Here is a 17,006-nt window from a genome sequence, read left to right as displayed (position 1 = left end):
CCGCAGCAAGATGCAAGATGCGGCGTCGCGCGCCCGAGCAACCGCCCGGCAGACACTCAATCCGGTCGCCACCAGGCATGAAAATGATGGACCGGCCCCCGGCCCTTGCCGACCCCCAGCGTCCGCCCCGCCTCCAGCGCCTGGTGGAGATAGGTCTTGGCGGCAGAGACGGCGGCGGCGAGCGCTTCGCCGCGGGCGAGACCGGCGGTGATGGCCGCAGCCAGCGTGCAGCCGGTGCCATGGTCATGGCGCGTCTCGATGCGGGGCGCAGTCAAGCGGTGCAAGGCCCCATCGGTGAGGAGCAGATCGGTACTTTCGGGTCCGCGGCCATGCCCACCCTTGACCAGCACCGCCTTCGCCCCGGCCCTCAGGATCGCCTCACCCTGGGCGACCATCCCGGCTTCGTCTTCGGCGATCGGCAGGCCGGTCAGCAGCGCCGCCTCAGGCAGGTTGGGCGTCACCAGCGCCGCGCGCGGCAGAAGCAAGCTGCGCAGGGCGTCCATCGCATCGGCCTGCAGCAGCCGATCGCCCGACGTTGCAACCATCACCGGATCCAGGACGACCGACCCATGATAGGGGGCGAGCCCGGCTGCGATCGTCTCGATCGTCTGCTGTCGCGAGACCATGCCGATCTTGACCGCATCGACGGCGAGGTCCTCGAAGACAGCTGCCATCTGTGCAGCGACCATTGTCGGTGAGACATCCTCCACCGCCCGAACGCCGCGCGTGTTCTGCGCCGTGATCGCCGTCACCACGCTCGCGCCATAGGCGCCAAGCGCGGAAAAGGTCTTGAGATCCGCCTGAATGCCGGCGCCGCCGCCGCTGTCGGAACCGGCGATGGTGAGAGCGATCGCCGTCATGCGCTGCGCTCCGAAAGGGCGGCATCGACGGCGCTCCGAAAGGCCCGAGCGGTGCCAATCACGTCGCCTGATCGGAAGAGGGCGGCGATCACCGCGACACCATCGGCGCCGGCGGCGATCAGTGGCGCAATGCGTGCTTCGGTGATACCGGCGATGGCGCCGACGGGGAGCGTGGGCCGGTCGGCGTGCAACTGCTTGCGGAGCAGGCGATAGCCGTCGATGCCAAGGGGCGGACCGGGATTGTCCTTCGACGTCGTCGCAAAGACGCCGCCGATACAGGCATAATCGGCTGGCGCGAGCGCGGCGCGGTGCGCCTCCTCGGCGGTCTTGACCGAAAGGCCGATGATGGCAGACGGTCCCAGAAGCCGGCGCGCCGTTTCAGGATCGAGATCGCTGCTGCCGAGATGCACGCCATCCGCACCCGCAGCCAGCGCCACATCGACCCGGTCATTCACAAGCAGGGGCACGCCGCTGCCGGCGATCGCGACGATGATCGCCATGGCCTGCTCGACCATGCGCCGCGTCGAGGCGGTCTTGTCGCGATATTGCAGCAGCGTCGCACCGCCCCTTACCGCCTGGGCCGCCAGCAGCGGCAAGTCGGCGACATCGGCAAGCGACGCGTCGACGATGGCATTCAAGCGCAGATCAACCTTGGTCATCGGATCGTCCTTCTTTTCCGTCGAAATGGGCGTGGGCCGCAAGGTCCGCCGCCGTCAGCGCGTAGAGTCGATCGAGCAGAGACATGCCGAAACTGCCCGGCCCCGGCGCCCCGATGGCGGCGAGCTCCGCTGCGACCCCGGTCGTCGCCAGCGCTGCGCCGGCGGCGAGCAGAGGATCGGGCTCGACTGCCATGAAGGCGGCAATCACGCCGCCTGAAAGACAGCCGGTGCCGGTCACGGCGGCCATCAGTGCATGACCGTTGCGCACTGTCAGCGTACGGTCGCCATCCCTCAGGAGGTCGGCTGGTCCGGTGACGATGGTGAGACCGGCCTCGCGCTCGCCGATCAGGGCCATCTCCGCCCGATTGCCCCGCACCGCCGTCGGATTGCGCGCCATCAAGGCGCGGGCGAAGGCGAGCCGGGTCGGGGAATAGTCGCAGTGAACGGGATCGATCACCCAGGGAATGCCGCGCGCTGCCGCCCGCTCGACCGCCGTCTCGATCACCGCGCGCCGGCCGGCATCGAGCGTGCCGAGATTGATGGTCAGCGCATCGGCGCGGTCGACGAAATCGGCGATCTCTTCCGGCGAGCCGGTCATGGAGGGGATCGCGCCAATGGCGGTGATGCCATCGGCGGTGAACTTCTGGACGACCGTGTTCATCAGGCAATGGACGCGCGGCCGGCGCTGGCGCACCCGCTGGAGGATCTCCGCGGCCCGGTCCCCTGTGAAGCCGCAGGTGTCGAAACCAATGCTCATGGATGAAGCTCCACGGCGAGGCTCTCCACCGGCAGAGGCGCTTTCAGGAGCCCTGCTTCCGCCAGGAAGGTGCCGAACCGCTGGTAGCGTCCCGGGTCGAGCGCCGCCGGGCGCTTGGCAAAGCGCGGCAGCGTATCGGCGAAGGCCTGGCGGTTCAGTGCATCGTCAAGCGAGGGGTACGCCTTGATGAAGACGTCCAGCGCGTCCTGCGGATGATTGGTGAGGAAGATCGTCGCCTTCTCGACCGCTCGGAGGAAGCGCGGCAGGCGGGGATCGTCGATCAAATCATCGCGCGTGACGTAGATCAGCTCGTCATAGGCCGGCACACCATGCTCTTCGGGAAAGAAGGCCCGCCCCTCATGCCCTTCGAGCCGCATCTGGGTGAGCTCGAAATTGCGGTAGCCGCCGATCGTCGCATCGACCTTGCCGCCGATCAGCGAGGAGGTCAGGGCGAAATTGACATTGACGAAGGTAACGGAAGAGGCATCGACCCCGGCTGAGGTCAGCATGCGCTTGACCAGCGCATCCTCGAAGCCCGAAACCGAGAAGCCGATCGTCTTGCCCTTGAGATCGGCAATGCCGGCAATCGGTCCGTCCTTCAAGACGGTCAGCGTATTGAGCGGCGTTTCCACCAGCGTGCCGAAGCGCTTGAGCGGCAGGCCGGCCTCGCGGTCGAGATAAAGGCTCGGCTGGTAGTGCAGGCCGATCTCGGCCTGGCCGGCGGCAACGAGCCGCGGCACGGAGGAGGGATCGGACGGCGGCACGAGCGTCACGTCCAGCCCTTCCTCGGCAAAGAAGCCCTTCTCCGCCGCGATCACGAGGGGCGCGTGGTCGGGGTTCACGAACCATTCGAGCATCACCGTCAACCGGTCGGCCGCAGCCGCCGGAAAAGGGCCGGTCAGGGCCGCCGCCAGAAACAGCAGGGGCGCGAGGAAACGGGACAGGGATCGGATCATGGGTTTCTCCAGACGGTCAATCGAAAACAGGGGGACGGGTGCGCGCCCAGGGCGCGAAGGGCCGGGTCAGCCGGTCGATGAGCAGGCGCAGAGCGACAGCGAGAATGGCGAGGAGCACCATGGCGGCAAACACCATGTCGGACTGCATGCGCGCATTGGCCTGCACCATGACGAAGCCGAGCCCGCCGGAAGCGCCGACCCATTCGCCGACCACCGCGCCGAGCGGAGCGAGCGGGGCGGCGACGCGCAGGCCGGTGGCCAGCTGCGGCAGGGCAAGGGGTACGCGGATCTGCGTCAGGATCTGCCAATGGCTGGCCGGCGTCAGCGCCGCGGCATCGACGATGTCCTGCGGGGTCCGGTTCAAGCCATCGGCAAAGGCAGAGGCGACGGGAAAGAAGATGATGATCACCGTCATCGCCACCTTGGACGCCATGCCGAAGCCCAGCCAGAGGACGAGGATCGGCGCCAGGACGAAGACGGGGAAGGCCTGCAGCACGAGGAGCATCGGCCAGGCGAGCCGCCCAAGCCGCGGCCAGGCGGCAAGTAGAAAGGCGATCGCCGCGCCGAACAGGCTGCCGAGGACAAGGCCGGCGACGATCTCGCCCAGCGTGACGGTGGTCTGGTCGAGCAAAAAGGCGCGCTGGCGCCAGAGAGCGGCAAGCACGGCGGCCGGTGTCGGCAGGACGTAGAGGGGAAGAAGCGCGGCCGCCACGGCGCCCTGCCAGAGCAAAAGGACGCCGAAGAGGCCGAGCGCCGCATGGCGCGTCTGCATGCAGCAGCCGCCCTACCGCAGGCCGCCGGAGCGCACCATCAACGGCTCACAATCGGCGGACGCCGGCGCCGCAAGCTGGGAGGCGAGAGAAGAGCGGGTAGGCAACATGGCGATCTCCTGACAATCATCATGGAGATCCGAGCAAGCGAAGAAGGGGAAGGCGCACTGGCGGGCGACCCGTTTCCGTTCCTACGCCGGTATGACCCGGATCAGGTTCAAGGGTCCGGGCTCCACGCCCATCTCAGCACCGTGCGGTGCTCCCCTCGGAATGGCCAAGCAGTGACGGCAAATGCCTGTCCTGTCAACCGTGGCGATCAGGCCAGCCCTTGCGTGACCCCGCGAGGGGCCAGTGCCTCGCTTTTCCGCGTGACAAGCGCGCCCCGATCGGCAAGATGGATCTGCTTGAGAGACAGGGGCGCTCGCTGCGAGGCGGGCTGAGAAGCACCCTTTGAACCTGAACCGGATAATGCCGGCGGAGGGAGTCGCTTGGGGGACGGTCCTGGCGGCGATCACCGCCCTTCCCTTCAAGTCGCGTCCGCTCCGTCGCCTGAGGAGCACCATGACGCAGGATCATTTCACAGGACAGCTTTTGCACGAGGTGCGGCAGGCGCGCCCCCTCGTCCACTGCATCACCAATTACGTCGCCATGTCGATCGCCGCCAATGTGCTGCTGGCGGCCGGCGCCTCGCCGGCCATGGTCCATGCCGAGCAGGAGACGGAGGAATTCGCAGCGCTCGCCGGTGCGCTGACGATCAATATCGGCACTTTATCCGCGCCCTGGGTAGACGGCATGCGGCGCGCGATCCGCGGCGCCACGACCGCCGGCCGCCCCTGGGTTCTCGACCCGGTCGCTCACCAGGCGACGCGCTATCGCAGCGAGGTGACGGCGTCGCTGATGGCGCTCTCCCCGACCATCATCCGCGGCAATGCTTCTGAAATCCTGGCGCTGTCCGGTGCTGCGAGCCGTGGCCAAGGCGCCGATAGCGGCGACCCGGTCGCCGTGGCCGAATATGCTGCGCGGCGCATCGCCCATTCGAGCGGAGCGGTCGTCGCCGTGACCGGCAGCGTCGATTTCGTGACCGACGGGCGCCGCGCGCGGCGCATTCATGGAGGCTCGGAGCTGATGCCACAGGTGACCGCGCTCGGCTGCGCGCTGACCTGCCTGATCGGCGCCTATGCCGCCGCGCGCCCGGACGATCCCTTTGAAGCCACCACCGGCGCCCTGGCGCTGTTCGCCGTGGCCGGCAGCCAGGCCGGAGCCCAGGCCGACGGCGCCGGCTCCTTCGCCTGGCGGTTCCTCGACCGTCTCACGACCGTCGATCCAGCCGCTGTGACAGCCGAAGCGCGGATCGAGACGGTGTGACACGCGGTAGGAGTCATGATCGGCTTCGCGCTTCGAAGAAGCGAGCCGTGAGGACTATGCCGAGCGCGAGGCAACCCTGGCGAGGGTGGGCCTTGCGTGCGGTTCGTCGTCATCGGCAACAACGGAGGCCGGCGCGGGTGCCACGTCGAGATCGGTTTCCACCCGGTTTCGCCCGGCCTGCTTGGCGCGGTAGAGCAGATGGTCGGCCGTGGTCATCAGCGCCCGCAGCGTATCGCCCGGGCGGACCGCCACGAGGCCGGCGCTGAAGGTGACGTGGCGGGTGATCGCCGTTTCGGCGAGGACTTCGACAGCGAAACGCGCCGAGACCGCTCGAAGCAGCTGCTTGGCCTCATCATGCTCACGCCCGATCAGCAGCGCCGCGAACTCCTCGCCGCCCATGCGCGCCACACAATCCTGCGGACCGAAGATGCTGCGAGCCACGCGGCCGAAAATTTTCAGCACCTGATCGCCGGCATCATGGCCATAGTCGTCGTTGATCTGCTTGAAGTTGTCGAGATCGAAGAGAACGAGCAGCGGCGCCGGCTCGAGCTCTTCCGTCCGCTCGGCAATGACCGGGGTGGCGCGCTGTGTAAAGGCGCGGCGGTTGTCGAGCCCGGTCAGGAAATCGGTCTGCGAGGCGCGCAGCAGCTGGTGCCGGCTCTCCTCGCGCGTCAGCGAGAGGAGCGCCATCGGCGCCGCCATGGAGAAAACCACGCCCTCGAACATGGTGAAGAGCGCGATGGCGTCCAGCACCCCGTCCTGGTTCAGCGAATAGGCGAAGGGAATGACGACGACGCGGGCCAGATAAACCATGCCGTGCAGGCCGAAAACGACGGCGGCGAGAACCCAGGAACGGGTCGGGCCGGTGGTGCCGTTGAGCACCAGCATCAAAGCGAGCGCGAAACAGGGGATGGTGATGAAGAAACTGCCGACCGCGCTCCAGATCGCATAGGAGAGATTGGGCCCGATCAGGAGCCAGACGGTGGCAGCCATGAGCGCGAACACCAGCGTCTTGCGCGGCAGCCGCACGCCGACAAAGGGCATGGCGCCCAAGAGAAGCAGCCAATAGCCGCCGACCATCAGGATGTTTGTGACGCCCTGCACCACGATGAGCGGCAGGCTGGCGCGGCCGAGGAAGATTCCGCACCCGATCGCCATCAGGATATAGCCGACCGTCCAACACATCAGCTCCCGGGCCCGTTCGGCGTTAAATCGCCGCTCCCAGAACGTCATGACGGCCGCAACGGCAAGCGTGCCGAGGCCGACGGCAAAGAGGGTGGGAAGACTGAGCGGCATTGGAAAGTTCCAGGTTTCGAAGAAGACCCTATGACGGCGGTTCTTTCGCATTCCCTACCAAACCGTGCGATCTCAAAGATTGGTTGATGTGTCATTACAACCAGTCAGAGCAGGATCGGACTTCCGCCCCCTACCGATCCTTGCTCCTGTTGACAAGCTGTGGATAACAGAACATATAGAGAACAAATCACTGCGTTCGTTTCGCACCATCCCAGTGCGAAGGGGGCTCACAGGTCACCGGCCAGCCCGAGGTGGCGGCGCCGACGAGGAATGGCAGACGATCGGCCGGATGAGCCGCCGATCGGCAGCAGGAAGCGAGGTCGCGATGGAAGAGCAGATCCAGATCCGTGAAAGTGTGCGCATGCTTCTCGCCCAGGGCGAGGCATCGCGTCGGCGGGCCGAGGCAGCACGCGAGGAGATGCGCGTCCGCGTCGCAGCACTCTCCGCCAAGCCGGGCGAAAAGATCCTCGCCGCCATCCGCGAGGCCCGTCAGGGAACCAGCCACTGAGGCGCCTGACGACCAGCCTGTTTCCCCGGCTCATGGTCTGATGCACAACCGGCGGTGTCGGCCAGGATCGACGCTCTGCCCCTCCTCGCGTGAGCCACGATCCGCATTGCGGTCATGAGGCTGCTTGACGCCTCGACCCACGCCCGGTCGTGTCGTGGCCTGTTGTAGCAATCGGACAGTCAAGCCAATCAATCCCTCATCGGCACCCGCATGGGCGCTCGCCCCCGGGGGCGACGCATTTTACCCATCACGGCATCGGTACGGAATCGGCAGCCTCTGCGTGTTCCCTGCGACGAGACGACGCCCACACCATCCCTGACCGTGCATTTTGCAACCTCGACACCACATGGACAGGTTGAGACCTCTATAAACGTGAATTGGTAAGTGCTATTTTAACTTTCTCAGAGAAGCCGACGTGCCTTTTGACAAGCCGACCGGTTTGTGCAACTCAGACTGTAGCCTGCAAGAATGCGCATATACTGAAAAAAATAACTGGCTGGAGGGAACTGCCCATTCCATTTGGCATCACACGAGATCGACACCCGCTACAATTTTAGAATTAGTAAAAATAACTAGTCTTACAACCCGGGGAGAGGGGGAGCTCCAATTGCATAAGTTGATCCGCTCCCGCATCATCACCGCGTTCTGACAGAACCCACAGAGGCCCCTATGCCACTCATTCCCGGTAATCCGATCGACGTCTATGTCGGTTCCCGCATTCGCCTTCGCCGTCTGATGCTCGGCATGAGCCAGACCAAGCTGGCCGACCAGCTCGGCGTCACCTTCCAGCAGGTGCAGAAGTACGAGAAGGGGGCCAACCGCGTTGGCGCCAGCCGTCTGCAGCACATTGCCGACGTCCTGAAGGTGCCGATCAGCTTCTTCTTCGAGAATGGCGGCGAGCCGGAAAAGGAAGGCGGACTGGGCGAGGCGCAGGATGTCGCCGGCTTCGTCAGCACCAAGGAAGGCATGGAGTTGAATCGCGCCTTCTTTGCGATTACCGATACCAAGGTTCGCCAGTCGATTGTCGCGCTGACCAAGTCGCTCGCCAGCAGCATGGGAGGAGCTGAAGATGACCAGCGTCGCAGATCCACCGGCGACGAGCTTCACGCTGATCACGCTCGGGGAGCTGACGCTTAAGGACGAGAGCGGGGTTGCGGTCAGCTGCCCCGATAAGGTCCTGCTGCTGCTCGCCTTCCTCGCAACGCAGCCGGATGGCGCCCGCAATCGGCGCGATCTCGCCAATCTGATCTGGCCGGATGCACCGGACGAAGCGGCCGACACCAATCTCAGGTCGGCCCTTCGTCGGATGCGTCTGGCCGTTCGCAATGCGCCGCTCCTCCTAAGCGAGGGAACGGCGCTGCGGCGCAATCCCGTTGCGCTCCTTTGCGATCTCGATGCCGTTCCGCCTTCCGAGCGCCCGGTCGCGCAGCTCACTTGGCTGACGGCCGCCGTTGCGCGCGGCTTCCTTGATCGCGATCTTCGTCACACGCCTGCGATCGAACACTGGATTGCCGGCGTCCGCGCCACCCATCGCCTGCTCTTGAGGGCAGCCTTCTTCCATTGCTACGGGGCGCACCGTGCAGCCGCCGGCGATGACGTGCTTCAAGCGGCCGCCGTGTCGCTGCTTGTTCACGACCCTGCCGATGAGGAGGTGCGCCGGGCGCTCCAGGGCTTGAGCGCCAGCGCCGTGCCGGTCCGCAGCCCGCTTGCGCCGCCAGGCACCGTGGCAATGTCCGTTGCGCCTGATGATCCCGCCGCTCCCTCGGCGACCGTCCTCCCCTTCGTCTATCCCGGTCTTGGCCCCTCGTCGCCGATCGTTCCCACAGGCGGCGGGTTCGAACCGGCCGAGCCCTCACGTCCCCAAGCGACTGCGGCGGCGCAGGCGGAGGCTCATCTGCCGATAGCTCGACCGCCACGGCCCGTCCTGCCCCGTCTCGCTCTGCTGCCGCCCGACACGGCGCGGGAAACGCGCCAGGCAGGCGCGCTGGCCAATGCGCTGATCGAGGACGTCACCATCGGCCTCTGCTCGCTGCGCAGCGTCTCGGTGGTGGCCCCGTTCACCGCCGAGCGCTACCGCGCCTCGGCCGACAAGGCGGCTCTCCTCGAGCGGCATGGTGTGACCTATACGCTCGACACGCGCCGCTCCTACGACAGCGTCTATGCGCAGCTGATCTTCGTGCCGGGTGACGAGATCATCTGGGCGGCGCGCTTCCCGCTGACCTCGGAGAGCCTCGCCGCACAGCGCGTCGCGATCGCCCGCGGCATCATCGAGAACACGACGGACCGCCTCGAGCAGAGCAAGGCCAGCCATCTCGACTATCAGCGCCGGCCAGATGCCTATGTCGCCTATCTGAAGGGGACCCAGCATCTCGGCAGTCTCGAGCTGGCGGACATCCGCAAGGCGCGACGGATGATGCGCGAAACGCTGCAGCTCGATGCCGGCTTCGCGCCGGCGATGGCAGGCATGGCACGCGCACTGGTGACGGAATGGCTTCTGACCGCACGGGGCGACAAGGACCTGCTGCTCGCGGCGGAGCGACAGGCGCTTCGCGCCGTTCAGAGTGATCCTGGCCTCGCCTCCGCCTATCGGGAACTGGGCGTTGTCGCCCTCTACCGCGGCCGCCTGGATGAGAGCCTGGAAGCGCTTCAGAAGGCGGAGACGATCAGCCCACATTATGCCGATGTGCTCTACAGCCATGCCGATACGCTGGTGCACGGCGCACGGCCGCGTGAGGCGTTGGAGAAGATCACCCGCGCGATCGACCTCAACCCCCTGTGTCCGGACAGCTATTTATGGTCGGCTGCCGGTGCCTGCTACTTCCTCGGCGACTATGATTCCGCGCTCGCCTACATCAAGCGAATGGACAATCCGCGCCCGGCCGACAGACTGGCGGCCGCGAGTTGGGGAATGCTTGGCAATACACGGCAAGCGCGTGTATATAGACAGCGTGTTCTGCAGGAACATCCCGACTTCGAGCTGGAGCGCTGGCTCGAGCTGGTTCCCAACCGGGAAGCTTGGCAGCGTGAACTCTATCGAGAAGGCTTGCGCAAGGCCGGGTTTTAGCATGGAGACTGACATGGCCCAGGTTGTAATTCTCGGACTGGAAGGTGAAGAGGGACTCTGGATCGCCGATCTCGGCGCTGGCACGGTGACCCCCTTCAAGGATAAGACCGCCGGGGCGCTGGCCGCCGGCGCCACAGCCAGCCGCACCGGCATGGTGGCCAAAGGCGTCGACTTCGCAGTCGCCATCTCCTCGGTCTCCGAGGCGGCTGCCGGCCACTACGAAGGTCGGTGAGGCCGGCTTGCAGACTGCGACGACCTGCGCGCTTGATGCGCGATGACGGGAGATCCCTATCGGTCGCGTGATCCGGCCGAGACCGTCTCCATGATGACGCCTCACCTGGCAGCCCTCGGCATCACCCGGGTCGGCTGCCAGACAGGGCTCGATCGTCTCGGCATTCCCGTCTGGTTTGCCGTGACGCCCAATGCCCGGGCGATCGCCATTGCTCAGGGCAAAGGGGTGACGGACGACGACGCCAGGGCCTCGGCCGTCATGGAAGCGGTCGAGCGGGCCATCGCCTCCGCTCCCTCCTGCCCTCGCCACACCCTATCGAAAACGCAGATCGCGGCCGCCGGAGGCCGGCCCGACGACCTCGACATGCTGCTCAGCCCGAACGCCTCGGCCCCTTCCCCGGACGAAGCGCTCGAATGGGTCGTGGCCGACCATCTTCTGGACGGCAAGCCGGTCCACCTTCCCTTCGACGCCGTGCATCTCGATCGAACCTTGCCCGATCCCCGTTACTGGCGTTCGTCCGACGGTCTGGCCTCCGGCAACAGCTGGAACGAAGCCGTGCTACACGGCCTGCTCGAACGCGTCGAACGGGATGCGCTGACGCTCTGGCAGGTGACGCCGGCCACTCGACGGACGGCGGCGCTCGACCCCGCCCTGCTCCGCTCCGACATGATCGATAGCCTCATCGCGCGGATCGAGTCGGCGGGTCTCGTCCTGCGGCTGTTCGACATCACCTCCGACCTCGGCCTGCCCTGCTTCATGGCCCTGATCGCGCCCCGGGCGGTGCTGAAGGGGGGACCGGTGCGCCATGTCCAGCTGACACTTGGCAGCGGTGCCCATCTTGCCGCTGAGGCAGCCGCGCTGCGGGCGATCACCGAGGCCGCCCAGTCTCGCCTTACCTTCATCGGCGGCGCCCGCGACGATGTCCCGGCCGCCATGTTCACGCAGCCGGCGCCGGAGGATCTCTGCCAGATCCTGCGCAGGCCGATCGAAGCGCGCGAGCCAGCCGTCTTCGACTCCGCGCCGAAGGTCGCAGCCGAGCGGTTGCCCTTTGTTCTCGACAGAGTGCGGCGCGCCGGTATCCGTGATGTCTACACCGTGCGGCTCGATGATGGCCGCCTGCCGGTGGCGGTCGTCAAGGTCATCGTCCCCGCGCTCGAAAACCCGCCCGGTGCACGGCGGCAGACGTTCGGGTCGCGTGCCCTGCGGCAGGTCCTGTCATGAAGGTCGTCTTCGTCGGCCCCAGCCTTCCCGATGCTGCCGCGCTGGCCGCCGCCTGGCCGGACGCAGGGATCGAGATCCGACCACCGGCGCGACGCGGCGACCTTCGCCGCGCGGTGGAAGACGGAGCACGCGCGATCGGGCTCGTCGATGGCTATTTCGACGAGGTCCCCTCGGTCTGGCACAAGGAGATCCTTCTGGCGCTGTCGCGCGGCATCCCCGTGCTTGGCGCCGCAAGCCTCGGTGCGCTGCGGGCCGTCGAATGCGAAGCCTATGGCATGCGCGGCATCGGCCGTATCTTCGAGGCCTATCGCGGTGGTCACCGTGTCGACGATGGCGATGTCGCGCTGAGCCACGGACCAGCCGAACTCGGCTATCCGGCCTTGAGCGTCCCGCTCGTCACGGTCGATGCGACGCTCGCTGCCGCGCAAGCAGCCGGCGCCATCGATGCTCGCGAGGCTGCCCTCGTCGCGCTTGCTGCGCGCGCGGTCTACTTCAAGGAACGCAGCTGGCGCCGAATCGCCGAACAACTCGATGCAACGCGAATTCAACTCATGCAACGCATCCTCCCACACGCTGTCGATCCAAAACGTGAAGACGCGCTAACCCTCCTAAATGAGCTGGCCCTAAAAAGATCGGCTTTTAATCAAGGGCTTGTTGACTGGACCCTTCAGGTTCTGCCTGAACCGGACTGATTCCATATCCTGAAGATGAGCGCGCCTTGTGGCGAACCCGTTCCGCGTGTGCAACGGCGATGCAACGGGATTTTTCTGACAGTGCGTGGTTAAAGATGCTTGTCAGGACAGGGGGAGTTGAGTGGACGCAATCGAGAGCATGCAGGACAGCCGTCGCGATGAATTGATTGGCCTGATCCGCGTCATTACCTACGCTCGAGACGGTGCCAGAGATGCACAGGCCACGGCTACGGTTCATCATCTGGAAGCAGCCTTGATTGCCCTTGTGGCTGACCTCAGCAAGGAACTGGGTCCTGTGATCCCCGAGGATCAGGTTGCCCTGCTTTTGACCGAAAAAGCGGGACATTGCTGAGGCGGGTTCGGGAGGAGGTCCGCCCGAACGAATCTGCACTGCATGGAAGACTGGAATGGTGTGACGCTGCGATCCGCATAGTAAGCGCGGAATGGCGGTTCGCCGGTGAGGCACGCGGAGGCAATCCGCTGCGCCCCACCGGCGTTTTTCTGTCCGCCGTCCGCCAGCACCGTGGTCACTTCAGGCTTTCAGCCGGTCAGATCAAACACGAAGACCGGGCAGGAAGCCCGGTCTCCGTCGATACGGTCCGCGAGGCGAGCCAGCCTTGATGACGCGGCCTCTTGATCAGGCAGCCTGCGACAGCGCGCCGAGCGGGATCTCCACGTCGATCTCCAGGATCGACATATGCTCGTCGCGGTCCATCTTCACCCGCACACGGTCTGCGTCGACCTGAACATGCTTGGCGATGACGGCGAGGATCTCCTCGCGCAGGATGGCAACGAGATCCGAGCCCGCCGAAGCGCGCTCATGGGCAAGCAGCACCTGAAGGCGCTCGCGCGCCTGCGGCGCCGATTGCTGCTTGCCGAAAAGGCGAAAAATGTTCATGCGGCCCTCCGTGCGAAGATCTTGCCGAGCAGGCTGCGCTTCTCGCCGGGAATGGTCACCGGCAGGGTTTCGCCGGCCAGCCTGCGCGCGGCTTCGAAATAGGCCATCGACGGCGCGCAGCGGGCGTCGGCCACTGTCACCGGAGCGCCGAGGTTGGAGGCGCGCAGCACGTCCATGCTCTCCGGAATGATGCCGAGCAGCGGGATAGACAGGATCTCCAGCACGTCCTCGACCTTGAGCATGTCGCCGCGCTCGGCGCGGGCCTGGTCGAAGCGCGTCAGAAGCAGGTGCTTCTCCATGCGCTCGCCGCGCTCGGCCTTCATCGTCTTGGAATCGAGCAGGCCGATGATACGATCGCTGTCGCGCACCGAGGAGACTTCCGGATTGGTGACGACCACCGCAACATCCGCATGGCGCATGGCCAGCGTCGCACCGCGCTCAATGCCCGCCGGGCTGTCGCAGATGATCCAGTCGAAGTGCTCCTTGAGCTCGCCGATGACGCGCTCCACACCGTCCTGGGTGAGATTGTCCTTGTCGCGGGTCTGCGAGGCCGGCAGCAGGAACAGCGTGTCGACGCGCTTGTCGCGGATCAGCGCCTGCGGCAGCTTGGCATCGCCCTGGATGACGTTGATGAGGTCATAGACCACGCGGCGCTCCGCACCCATGACCAGATCGAGATTGCGCAAGCCGACATCGAAATCGACGACGGCGACCTTCTCGCCCCTTTGCGCAAGCGCTGCGCCGAGCGCGGCCGTCGAGGTTGTCTTGCCAACCCCGCCCTTGCCGGAAGTCACGACAATAACCTTCCCCATCTTGCTCTCCTGTTGCTGGCCGTTTCGGCTCAATTGAGTTGTTCTGCCTTGATGGCGTCGTCTTCCAGCCAGAGCTGCACGGGCTGGCCGCGCAGACTGGGCGAGATATCCTCGGCCACCTTGTAGACTCCGTCGATCGCCACCAGCTCGGCTTCGAGCTTGCGGCAGAAGATGCGCGCTCCGGCATTGCCGATCGATCCCGCCATGGCCCGGCCGCGCAGCGCGCCGTAAATATGGACGGAACCGCCGGCGATCACTTCGGCGCCCGAGGCGACGGACCCGATCACGGTCACGTCTCCTTCTGTAAAGATCACGGATTGCCCGGACCTTACGGGTTCGTTGATGACGAGTGACGGGGTGCTGGTCCGCATCTCGGATACTGGCGGTTCGATCACCCGCGGCGACTCCTCGGCCCCTGCCGGCTCGGCGGGATCGCTCTGCTTCACCTCGAAATCGGAGGCCGGGCGGCCGCCTTTCAGCGCCGGCGGCATGCCGGGGCTGATCAGCGAAGGCCGCGCACCCTCGATGCCCATGATGCTGACATTGCGGGCCGCGAGTTCGGCAAGCAGCGCCTTCAGACCCGCTTTGTCGAGCTGGAGATCGGCGACATCGAGCACCGCCGGACGGCCGAAGAAGAAGCCGGCCGAGCGGGCCGCAAGGTCATCGAGGCGCACAAGCCATTGATCCAGCGGCAAATCCGGAGACAGGACGACCGCAAGGAAAGAACGGCCCTTGATACGGATGGAGCGGGGATCTGTTAGCACTTCGTTCATCGAGGTTAAGAAATCGTTGCTTTGTTTTAGGGATCGAATGGTTAACAAAGAATTAAACTCCCTTCCCTGCCCGAGGCTGGAGCCTTGCGCGATTCTTACGTGTTAGCGGCGATTGACGCTGCGCATCGGGAACCCAGCCGCTGCGATCACGTTTCGTTGAGCCGGTTTGAACCCGCCGGTGGAAGCTGGAGACTGCCATGAACCCCCTTCACATGCACAAGGCCGAGATGCTGGCCAAGCTCGGCTACAGCGCCCGCGGCATCGTCTATCTGCTCGTCGGTGCCATGGCGCTGTTCGGATCGATCGGCGGCGGACGGCAGGTCGATTCGAAATCCGCGCTCGATGTGATTCTCGAACAGCCGCTCGGCTGGATCTGGCTGGGCCTTGTCGCGGTCGGCCTTCTCTGTTTCGTGCTCTGGCGCGTGGTCCAGGCCGTCTACAATCCCGACCGCCAGCCGGACAGTTCGAAGGGCTATTCCATTCGTGCCGGGCTCGCCGTCAGCGCCATCACCTATCTCAGCCTGGCGCTCTATGCCGCCAGCCATGCGCTCTCCCTCTCGCTCGGCGCCGATGGCGGCGGCAGTGGCGAACAGAGCCTGGCCGCCTGGCTGATGAGCCAGCCCTTCGGCCGTATCCTGGCGCTGCTTGCAGGTCTCGCTATTCTGGGCGCCGGCATCGCCCAGATCGCCAAAGGCGTGAAGAAGGGCTACAGCAAATATATCTCCATCCCGCTCGACAAGCGCCGCTTCCTCGAGCCGGTCTGCACCTTCGGGCTCATCGCCCGCGGCGCGGTCTTCCTCATCACCGGCGGTTTCTTCCTCTATGCCGCCTGGCGGGTGGACCCGAGCCAGGCCGGCAGCCTGGCCGATGCCATGGACTGGGTGCGCGGCCTGCCCTTCGGCGGCATCCTCTACGCCCTCGCCGCCCTCGGCCTCTTCGCCTTCGGTGCCTACAGCCTGATCGAGGCCCGCTACCGCCATATTGCCCGAGTCGATCCGACTGCGATGCCGAAGGCGGTGGCCGGCAAGATCGGTGCCAATGTCGCCCAACTCGGGCCGCGCTGAGTCGTCCTGAACGAACGCGTCACGTCTTGCCGAAAGCGCAGGCCATCATCAGCGTCGCCGAAGAGGCGGCGCTTTTTGATGGGAGGGCGCGCCCCGAGACCTTGCCGGCCCTGCGCGGGCTTGTGATAAGCGGCGATGGCCTTCACACTTCGCCAGCTGCAATATTTCGTCGCCGTCGCCGAACAGGGGTCGGTGACGCGCGCGGCGCAGAGCCTCTCCATCTCCCAATCCTCGATCACCGAGGCGATCAAGGAGCTGGAGAGCGATCTGGGAGTGGCGCTGTTCGAGCGCCATCCGCGCGGCCTGCACATCACCCATAACGGCCATCAGTTCCTGCGCCACGCGACGAAGATCCTTGCCGGCGTGCAGGATGCGCGGCGCTCCTTCGGCACGGTCGAGGCCACCGCCGAGGGCGGCAGGCTCAATCTCGGCGTCACCTCGCTCGTCGCCGGCTATGTGCTGTCCGATCTCCTCGCCCGCTTCCGCCGCGCCTGCCCGGCGGTCGATGTCAGCGCCATCGAGGACAATGGCTCCTATCTCGAACATCTCCTCGTCGGCGGCGAGCTCGACGTCGCGGTCATGGTCATCTCCAACCTGCGCGACCGCATGGCGCTCCAGGCCGAAATCATCGAGACCTCGCCCTACCGGCTCTGGCTGCCGCTCGGCCATCCGCTTGTCTCGGCCGACATCATCTCGATCGCCGATGTTGCGCGCGAGCCCCTGATCATGCTCACCGTCGACGAGATTGAGGAGAACACCGGCAAGCTCTTGACCGCGCTCGGCGCCCGTCCGCATGTCGCCTTCCGCACGCGCTCGGTCGAGGCCGTGCGCAGCCTGGTCGCGACCGGCGCCGGCATCGCGCTGCTCCCCGACCTCGTTTATCGCCCCTGGTCGCTCGAAGGCGACCGGATCGAGAGCCGCGACGTCTCCGGCGCCCTGCCGGTCGTCCAGGTCGGCATGGTCTGGCGCAAGGGCTCCAGCCTGCCGCAATCCGCCCGCGACTTCATCGGCGTCGCAGAGGCACTGCGCAGCGGGCGGGCGCGCTGATCCTTCGGTTTTTCCGATATCGCCGTTCTGTT

At 65.9% G+C, this 17,006-nt stretch carries 19 protein-coding genes and 2 riboswitches; of the genes, 10 read left to right on the top strand and 9 right to left on the bottom strand.

Annotated elements, in window-relative coordinates:
- Positions 1-56 precede the first annotated feature (56 nt).
- The 5 genes from thiD to ACLE20_RS12215 are packed head-to-tail and all read right to left on the bottom strand — an operon-like array spanning position 57 to position 4,004.
- Entirely contained in the window at positions 57-860 is an 804-nt protein-coding gene (gene thiD, locus ACLE20_RS12235) for a bifunctional hydroxymethylpyrimidine kinase/phosphomethylpyrimidine kinase (RefSeq protein ID WP_410940576.1), read from the bottom strand.
- On the bottom strand, positions 857-1,519 hold the full coding sequence (gene thiE, locus ACLE20_RS12230) for a thiamine phosphate synthase (protein ID WP_410940575.1): 663 nt from the start codon (positions 1,517-1,519) through the stop codon (positions 857-859). Before thiE ends, thiD begins: the two co-directional genes overlap by 4 nt.
- Positions 1,506-2,276 (bottom strand): hydroxyethylthiazole kinase, encoded by a 771-nt coding sequence (locus ACLE20_RS12225; RefSeq protein WP_410940574.1) that lies wholly within the window; start codon positions 2,274-2,276, stop codon positions 1,506-1,508. Before ACLE20_RS12225 ends, thiE begins: the two co-directional genes overlap by 14 nt.
- A complete protein-coding gene (locus tag ACLE20_RS12220) occupies positions 2,273-3,220 on the bottom strand; it encodes an ABC transporter substrate-binding protein (RefSeq protein ID WP_410940824.1) in 948 nt (315 codons plus the stop codon). The genes ACLE20_RS12225 and ACLE20_RS12220 overlap by 4 nt, the downstream gene beginning before the upstream one ends.
- 28 nt (positions 3,221-3,248) lie before the next feature.
- Positions 3,249-4,004: an ABC transporter permease gene (locus ACLE20_RS12215; RefSeq protein ID WP_410940573.1), complete on the bottom strand. Its 756-nt coding sequence runs from the start codon at positions 4,002-4,004 to the stop codon at positions 3,249-3,251.
- A 169-nt stretch (positions 4,005-4,173) separates the two neighbouring features.
- Positions 4,174-4,278, bottom strand: a riboswitch (TPP riboswitch).
- 127 nt (positions 4,279-4,405) lie between these two features.
- Positions 4,406-4,502, top strand: a riboswitch (TPP riboswitch).
- A 61-nt stretch (positions 4,503-4,563) separates the two neighbouring features.
- On the opposite strand from ACLE20_RS12215, the gene thiM reads away from it, so the two are divergent.
- Complete coding sequence (thiM, locus tag ACLE20_RS12210; protein ID WP_410940572.1) at positions 4,564-5,367, top strand: hydroxyethylthiazole kinase; 804 nt, start codon at positions 4,564-4,566, stop codon at positions 5,365-5,367.
- Between the two features lie 54 nt (positions 5,368-5,421).
- On the opposite strand, the gene ACLE20_RS12205 is transcribed toward thiM, so the two are convergent.
- A complete protein-coding gene (locus ACLE20_RS12205) occupies positions 5,422-6,663 on the bottom strand; it encodes a GGDEF domain-containing protein (RefSeq protein ID WP_410940571.1) in 1,242 nt (413 codons plus the stop codon).
- 289 nt (positions 6,664-6,952) lie between these two features.
- Here ACLE20_RS12205 and ACLE20_RS12200 point away from each other — a divergent pair, with 289 nt between their 5' ends.
- From ACLE20_RS12200 to ACLE20_RS12170, 7 genes are all read left to right on the top strand, one after another.
- Entirely contained in the window at positions 6,953-7,171 is a 219-nt protein-coding gene (locus ACLE20_RS12200) for a hypothetical protein (protein WP_410940570.1), read from the top strand.
- 669 nt (positions 7,172-7,840) lie between these two features.
- Entirely contained in the window at positions 7,841-8,308 is a 468-nt protein-coding gene (locus ACLE20_RS12195) for a helix-turn-helix domain-containing protein (RefSeq protein WP_410940569.1), read from the top strand.
- Positions 8,241-10,235: a hypothetical protein gene (locus ACLE20_RS12190; protein ID WP_410940568.1), complete on the top strand. Its 1,995-nt coding sequence runs from the start codon at positions 8,241-8,243 to the stop codon at positions 10,233-10,235. The genes ACLE20_RS12195 and ACLE20_RS12190 overlap by 68 nt, the downstream gene beginning before the upstream one ends.
- A 13-nt stretch (positions 10,236-10,248) precedes the next feature.
- A complete protein-coding gene (locus ACLE20_RS12185) occupies positions 10,249-10,467 on the top strand; it encodes a hypothetical protein (RefSeq protein ID WP_410940567.1) in 219 nt (72 codons plus the stop codon).
- Between the two features lie 42 nt (positions 10,468-10,509).
- The gene (locus ACLE20_RS12180; protein WP_410940566.1) at positions 10,510-11,688 is read left to right on the top strand and encodes a YcaO-like family protein; all 1,179 of its coding nucleotides are present in this window, start codon (positions 10,510-10,512) and stop codon (positions 11,686-11,688) included.
- Positions 11,685-12,380, top strand: a complete 696-nt coding sequence (locus ACLE20_RS12175) for a TfuA-like protein (RefSeq protein WP_410940565.1) — start codon at positions 11,685-11,687, stop codon at positions 12,378-12,380. The genes ACLE20_RS12180 and ACLE20_RS12175 overlap by 4 nt, the downstream gene beginning before the upstream one ends.
- Before the next feature lie 121 nt (positions 12,381-12,501).
- On the top strand, positions 12,502-12,732 hold the full coding sequence (locus tag ACLE20_RS12170; RefSeq protein WP_410940564.1) for a hypothetical protein: 231 nt from the start codon (positions 12,502-12,504) through the stop codon (positions 12,730-12,732).
- A 285-nt stretch (positions 12,733-13,017) separates the two neighbouring features.
- On the opposite strand, the gene minE is transcribed toward ACLE20_RS12170, so the two are convergent.
- From minE to minC, 3 genes are read right to left on the bottom strand one after another with little or no spacing between them, the layout of a single operon-like run.
- Positions 13,018-13,278 (bottom strand): cell division topological specificity factor MinE, encoded by a 261-nt coding sequence (gene minE, locus ACLE20_RS12165; RefSeq protein ID WP_410940563.1) that lies wholly within the window; start codon positions 13,276-13,278, stop codon positions 13,018-13,020.
- Positions 13,275-14,090 (bottom strand): septum site-determining protein MinD, encoded by an 816-nt coding sequence (gene minD / locus ACLE20_RS12160; protein WP_410940562.1) that lies wholly within the window; start codon positions 14,088-14,090, stop codon positions 13,275-13,277. Before minD ends, minE begins: the two co-directional genes overlap by 4 nt.
- 29 nt (positions 14,091-14,119) lie before the next feature.
- Positions 14,120-14,863 carry a septum site-determining protein MinC gene (gene minC / locus ACLE20_RS12155; protein WP_410940561.1) on the bottom strand — a complete coding sequence of 248 codons (744 nt, stop codon included), beginning with the start codon at positions 14,861-14,863 and terminating at the stop codon, positions 14,120-14,122.
- A 197-nt stretch (positions 14,864-15,060) separates the two neighbouring features.
- Between minC and ACLE20_RS12150 the strand changes: the two genes are divergently transcribed.
- Positions 15,061-15,927 (top strand): DUF1206 domain-containing protein, encoded by an 867-nt coding sequence (locus tag ACLE20_RS12150; RefSeq protein ID WP_410940560.1) that lies wholly within the window; start codon positions 15,061-15,063, stop codon positions 15,925-15,927.
- Positions 15,928-16,062: 135 nt separating this feature from the next.
- Positions 16,063-16,974 carry a LysR family transcriptional regulator gene (locus ACLE20_RS12145; protein ID WP_410940559.1) on the top strand — a complete coding sequence of 304 codons (912 nt, stop codon included), beginning with the start codon at positions 16,063-16,065 and terminating at the stop codon, positions 16,972-16,974.
- Positions 16,975-17,006: the final 32 nt, after the last annotated feature.

It is taken from the genome of Rhizobium sp. YIM 134829 (assembly GCF_046546455.1).
Note: the sequence above shows the minus strand (reverse complement) of the source record. Positions and strands in the feature narration are given on the sequence as shown.

Excerpts from the sequence above, each read along its gene's own strand:
- thiD (WP_410940576.1), bottom strand. The coding sequence starts at position 860 with ATGACGGCGATCGCTCTCACCATCGCCGGTTCCGACAGCGGCGGCGGC.
- thiE (WP_410940575.1), bottom strand. The coding sequence starts at position 1,519 with ATGACCAAGGTTGATCTGCGCTTGAATGCCATCGTCGACGCGTCGCTT.
- ACLE20_RS12225 (WP_410940574.1), bottom strand. The coding sequence starts at position 2,276 with ATGAGCATTGGTTTCGACACCTGCGGCTTCACAGGGGACCGGGCCGCG.
- ACLE20_RS12215 (WP_410940573.1), bottom strand. The coding sequence starts at position 4,004 with ATGCAGACGCGCCATGCGGCGCTCGGCCTCTTCGGCGTCCTTTTGCTC.
- thiM (WP_410940572.1), top strand. The coding sequence starts at position 4,564 with ATGACGCAGGATCATTTCACAGGACAGCTTTTGCACGAGGTGCGGCAG.
- ACLE20_RS12205 (WP_410940571.1), bottom strand. The coding sequence starts at position 6,663 with ATGCCGCTCAGTCTTCCCACCCTCTTTGCCGTCGGCCTCGGCACGCTT.
- ACLE20_RS12200 (WP_410940570.1), top strand. The coding sequence starts at position 6,953 with ATGAGCCGCCGATCGGCAGCAGGAAGCGAGGTCGCGATGGAAGAGCAG.
- ACLE20_RS12195 (WP_410940569.1), top strand. The coding sequence starts at position 7,841 with ATGCCACTCATTCCCGGTAATCCGATCGACGTCTATGTCGGTTCCCGC.
- ACLE20_RS12190 (WP_410940568.1), top strand. The coding sequence starts at position 8,241 with ATGACCAGCGTCGCAGATCCACCGGCGACGAGCTTCACGCTGATCACG.
- ACLE20_RS12185 (WP_410940567.1), top strand. The coding sequence starts at position 10,249 with ATGGCCCAGGTTGTAATTCTCGGACTGGAAGGTGAAGAGGGACTCTGG.
- ACLE20_RS12180 (WP_410940566.1), top strand. The coding sequence starts at position 10,510 with ATGACGGGAGATCCCTATCGGTCGCGTGATCCGGCCGAGACCGTCTCC.
- ACLE20_RS12175 (WP_410940565.1), top strand. The coding sequence starts at position 11,685 with ATGAAGGTCGTCTTCGTCGGCCCCAGCCTTCCCGATGCTGCCGCGCTG.
- minE (WP_410940563.1), bottom strand. The coding sequence starts at position 13,278 with ATGAACATTTTTCGCCTTTTCGGCAAGCAGCAATCGGCGCCGCAGGCG.
- minD (WP_410940562.1), bottom strand. The coding sequence starts at position 14,090 with ATGGGGAAGGTTATTGTCGTGACTTCCGGCAAGGGCGGGGTTGGCAAG.
- minC (WP_410940561.1), bottom strand. The coding sequence starts at position 14,863 with ATGAACGAAGTGCTAACAGATCCCCGCTCCATCCGTATCAAGGGCCGT.
- ACLE20_RS12150 (WP_410940560.1), top strand. The coding sequence starts at position 15,061 with ATGAACCCCCTTCACATGCACAAGGCCGAGATGCTGGCCAAGCTCGGC.
- ACLE20_RS12145 (WP_410940559.1), top strand. The coding sequence starts at position 16,063 with ATGGCCTTCACACTTCGCCAGCTGCAATATTTCGTCGCCGTCGCCGAA.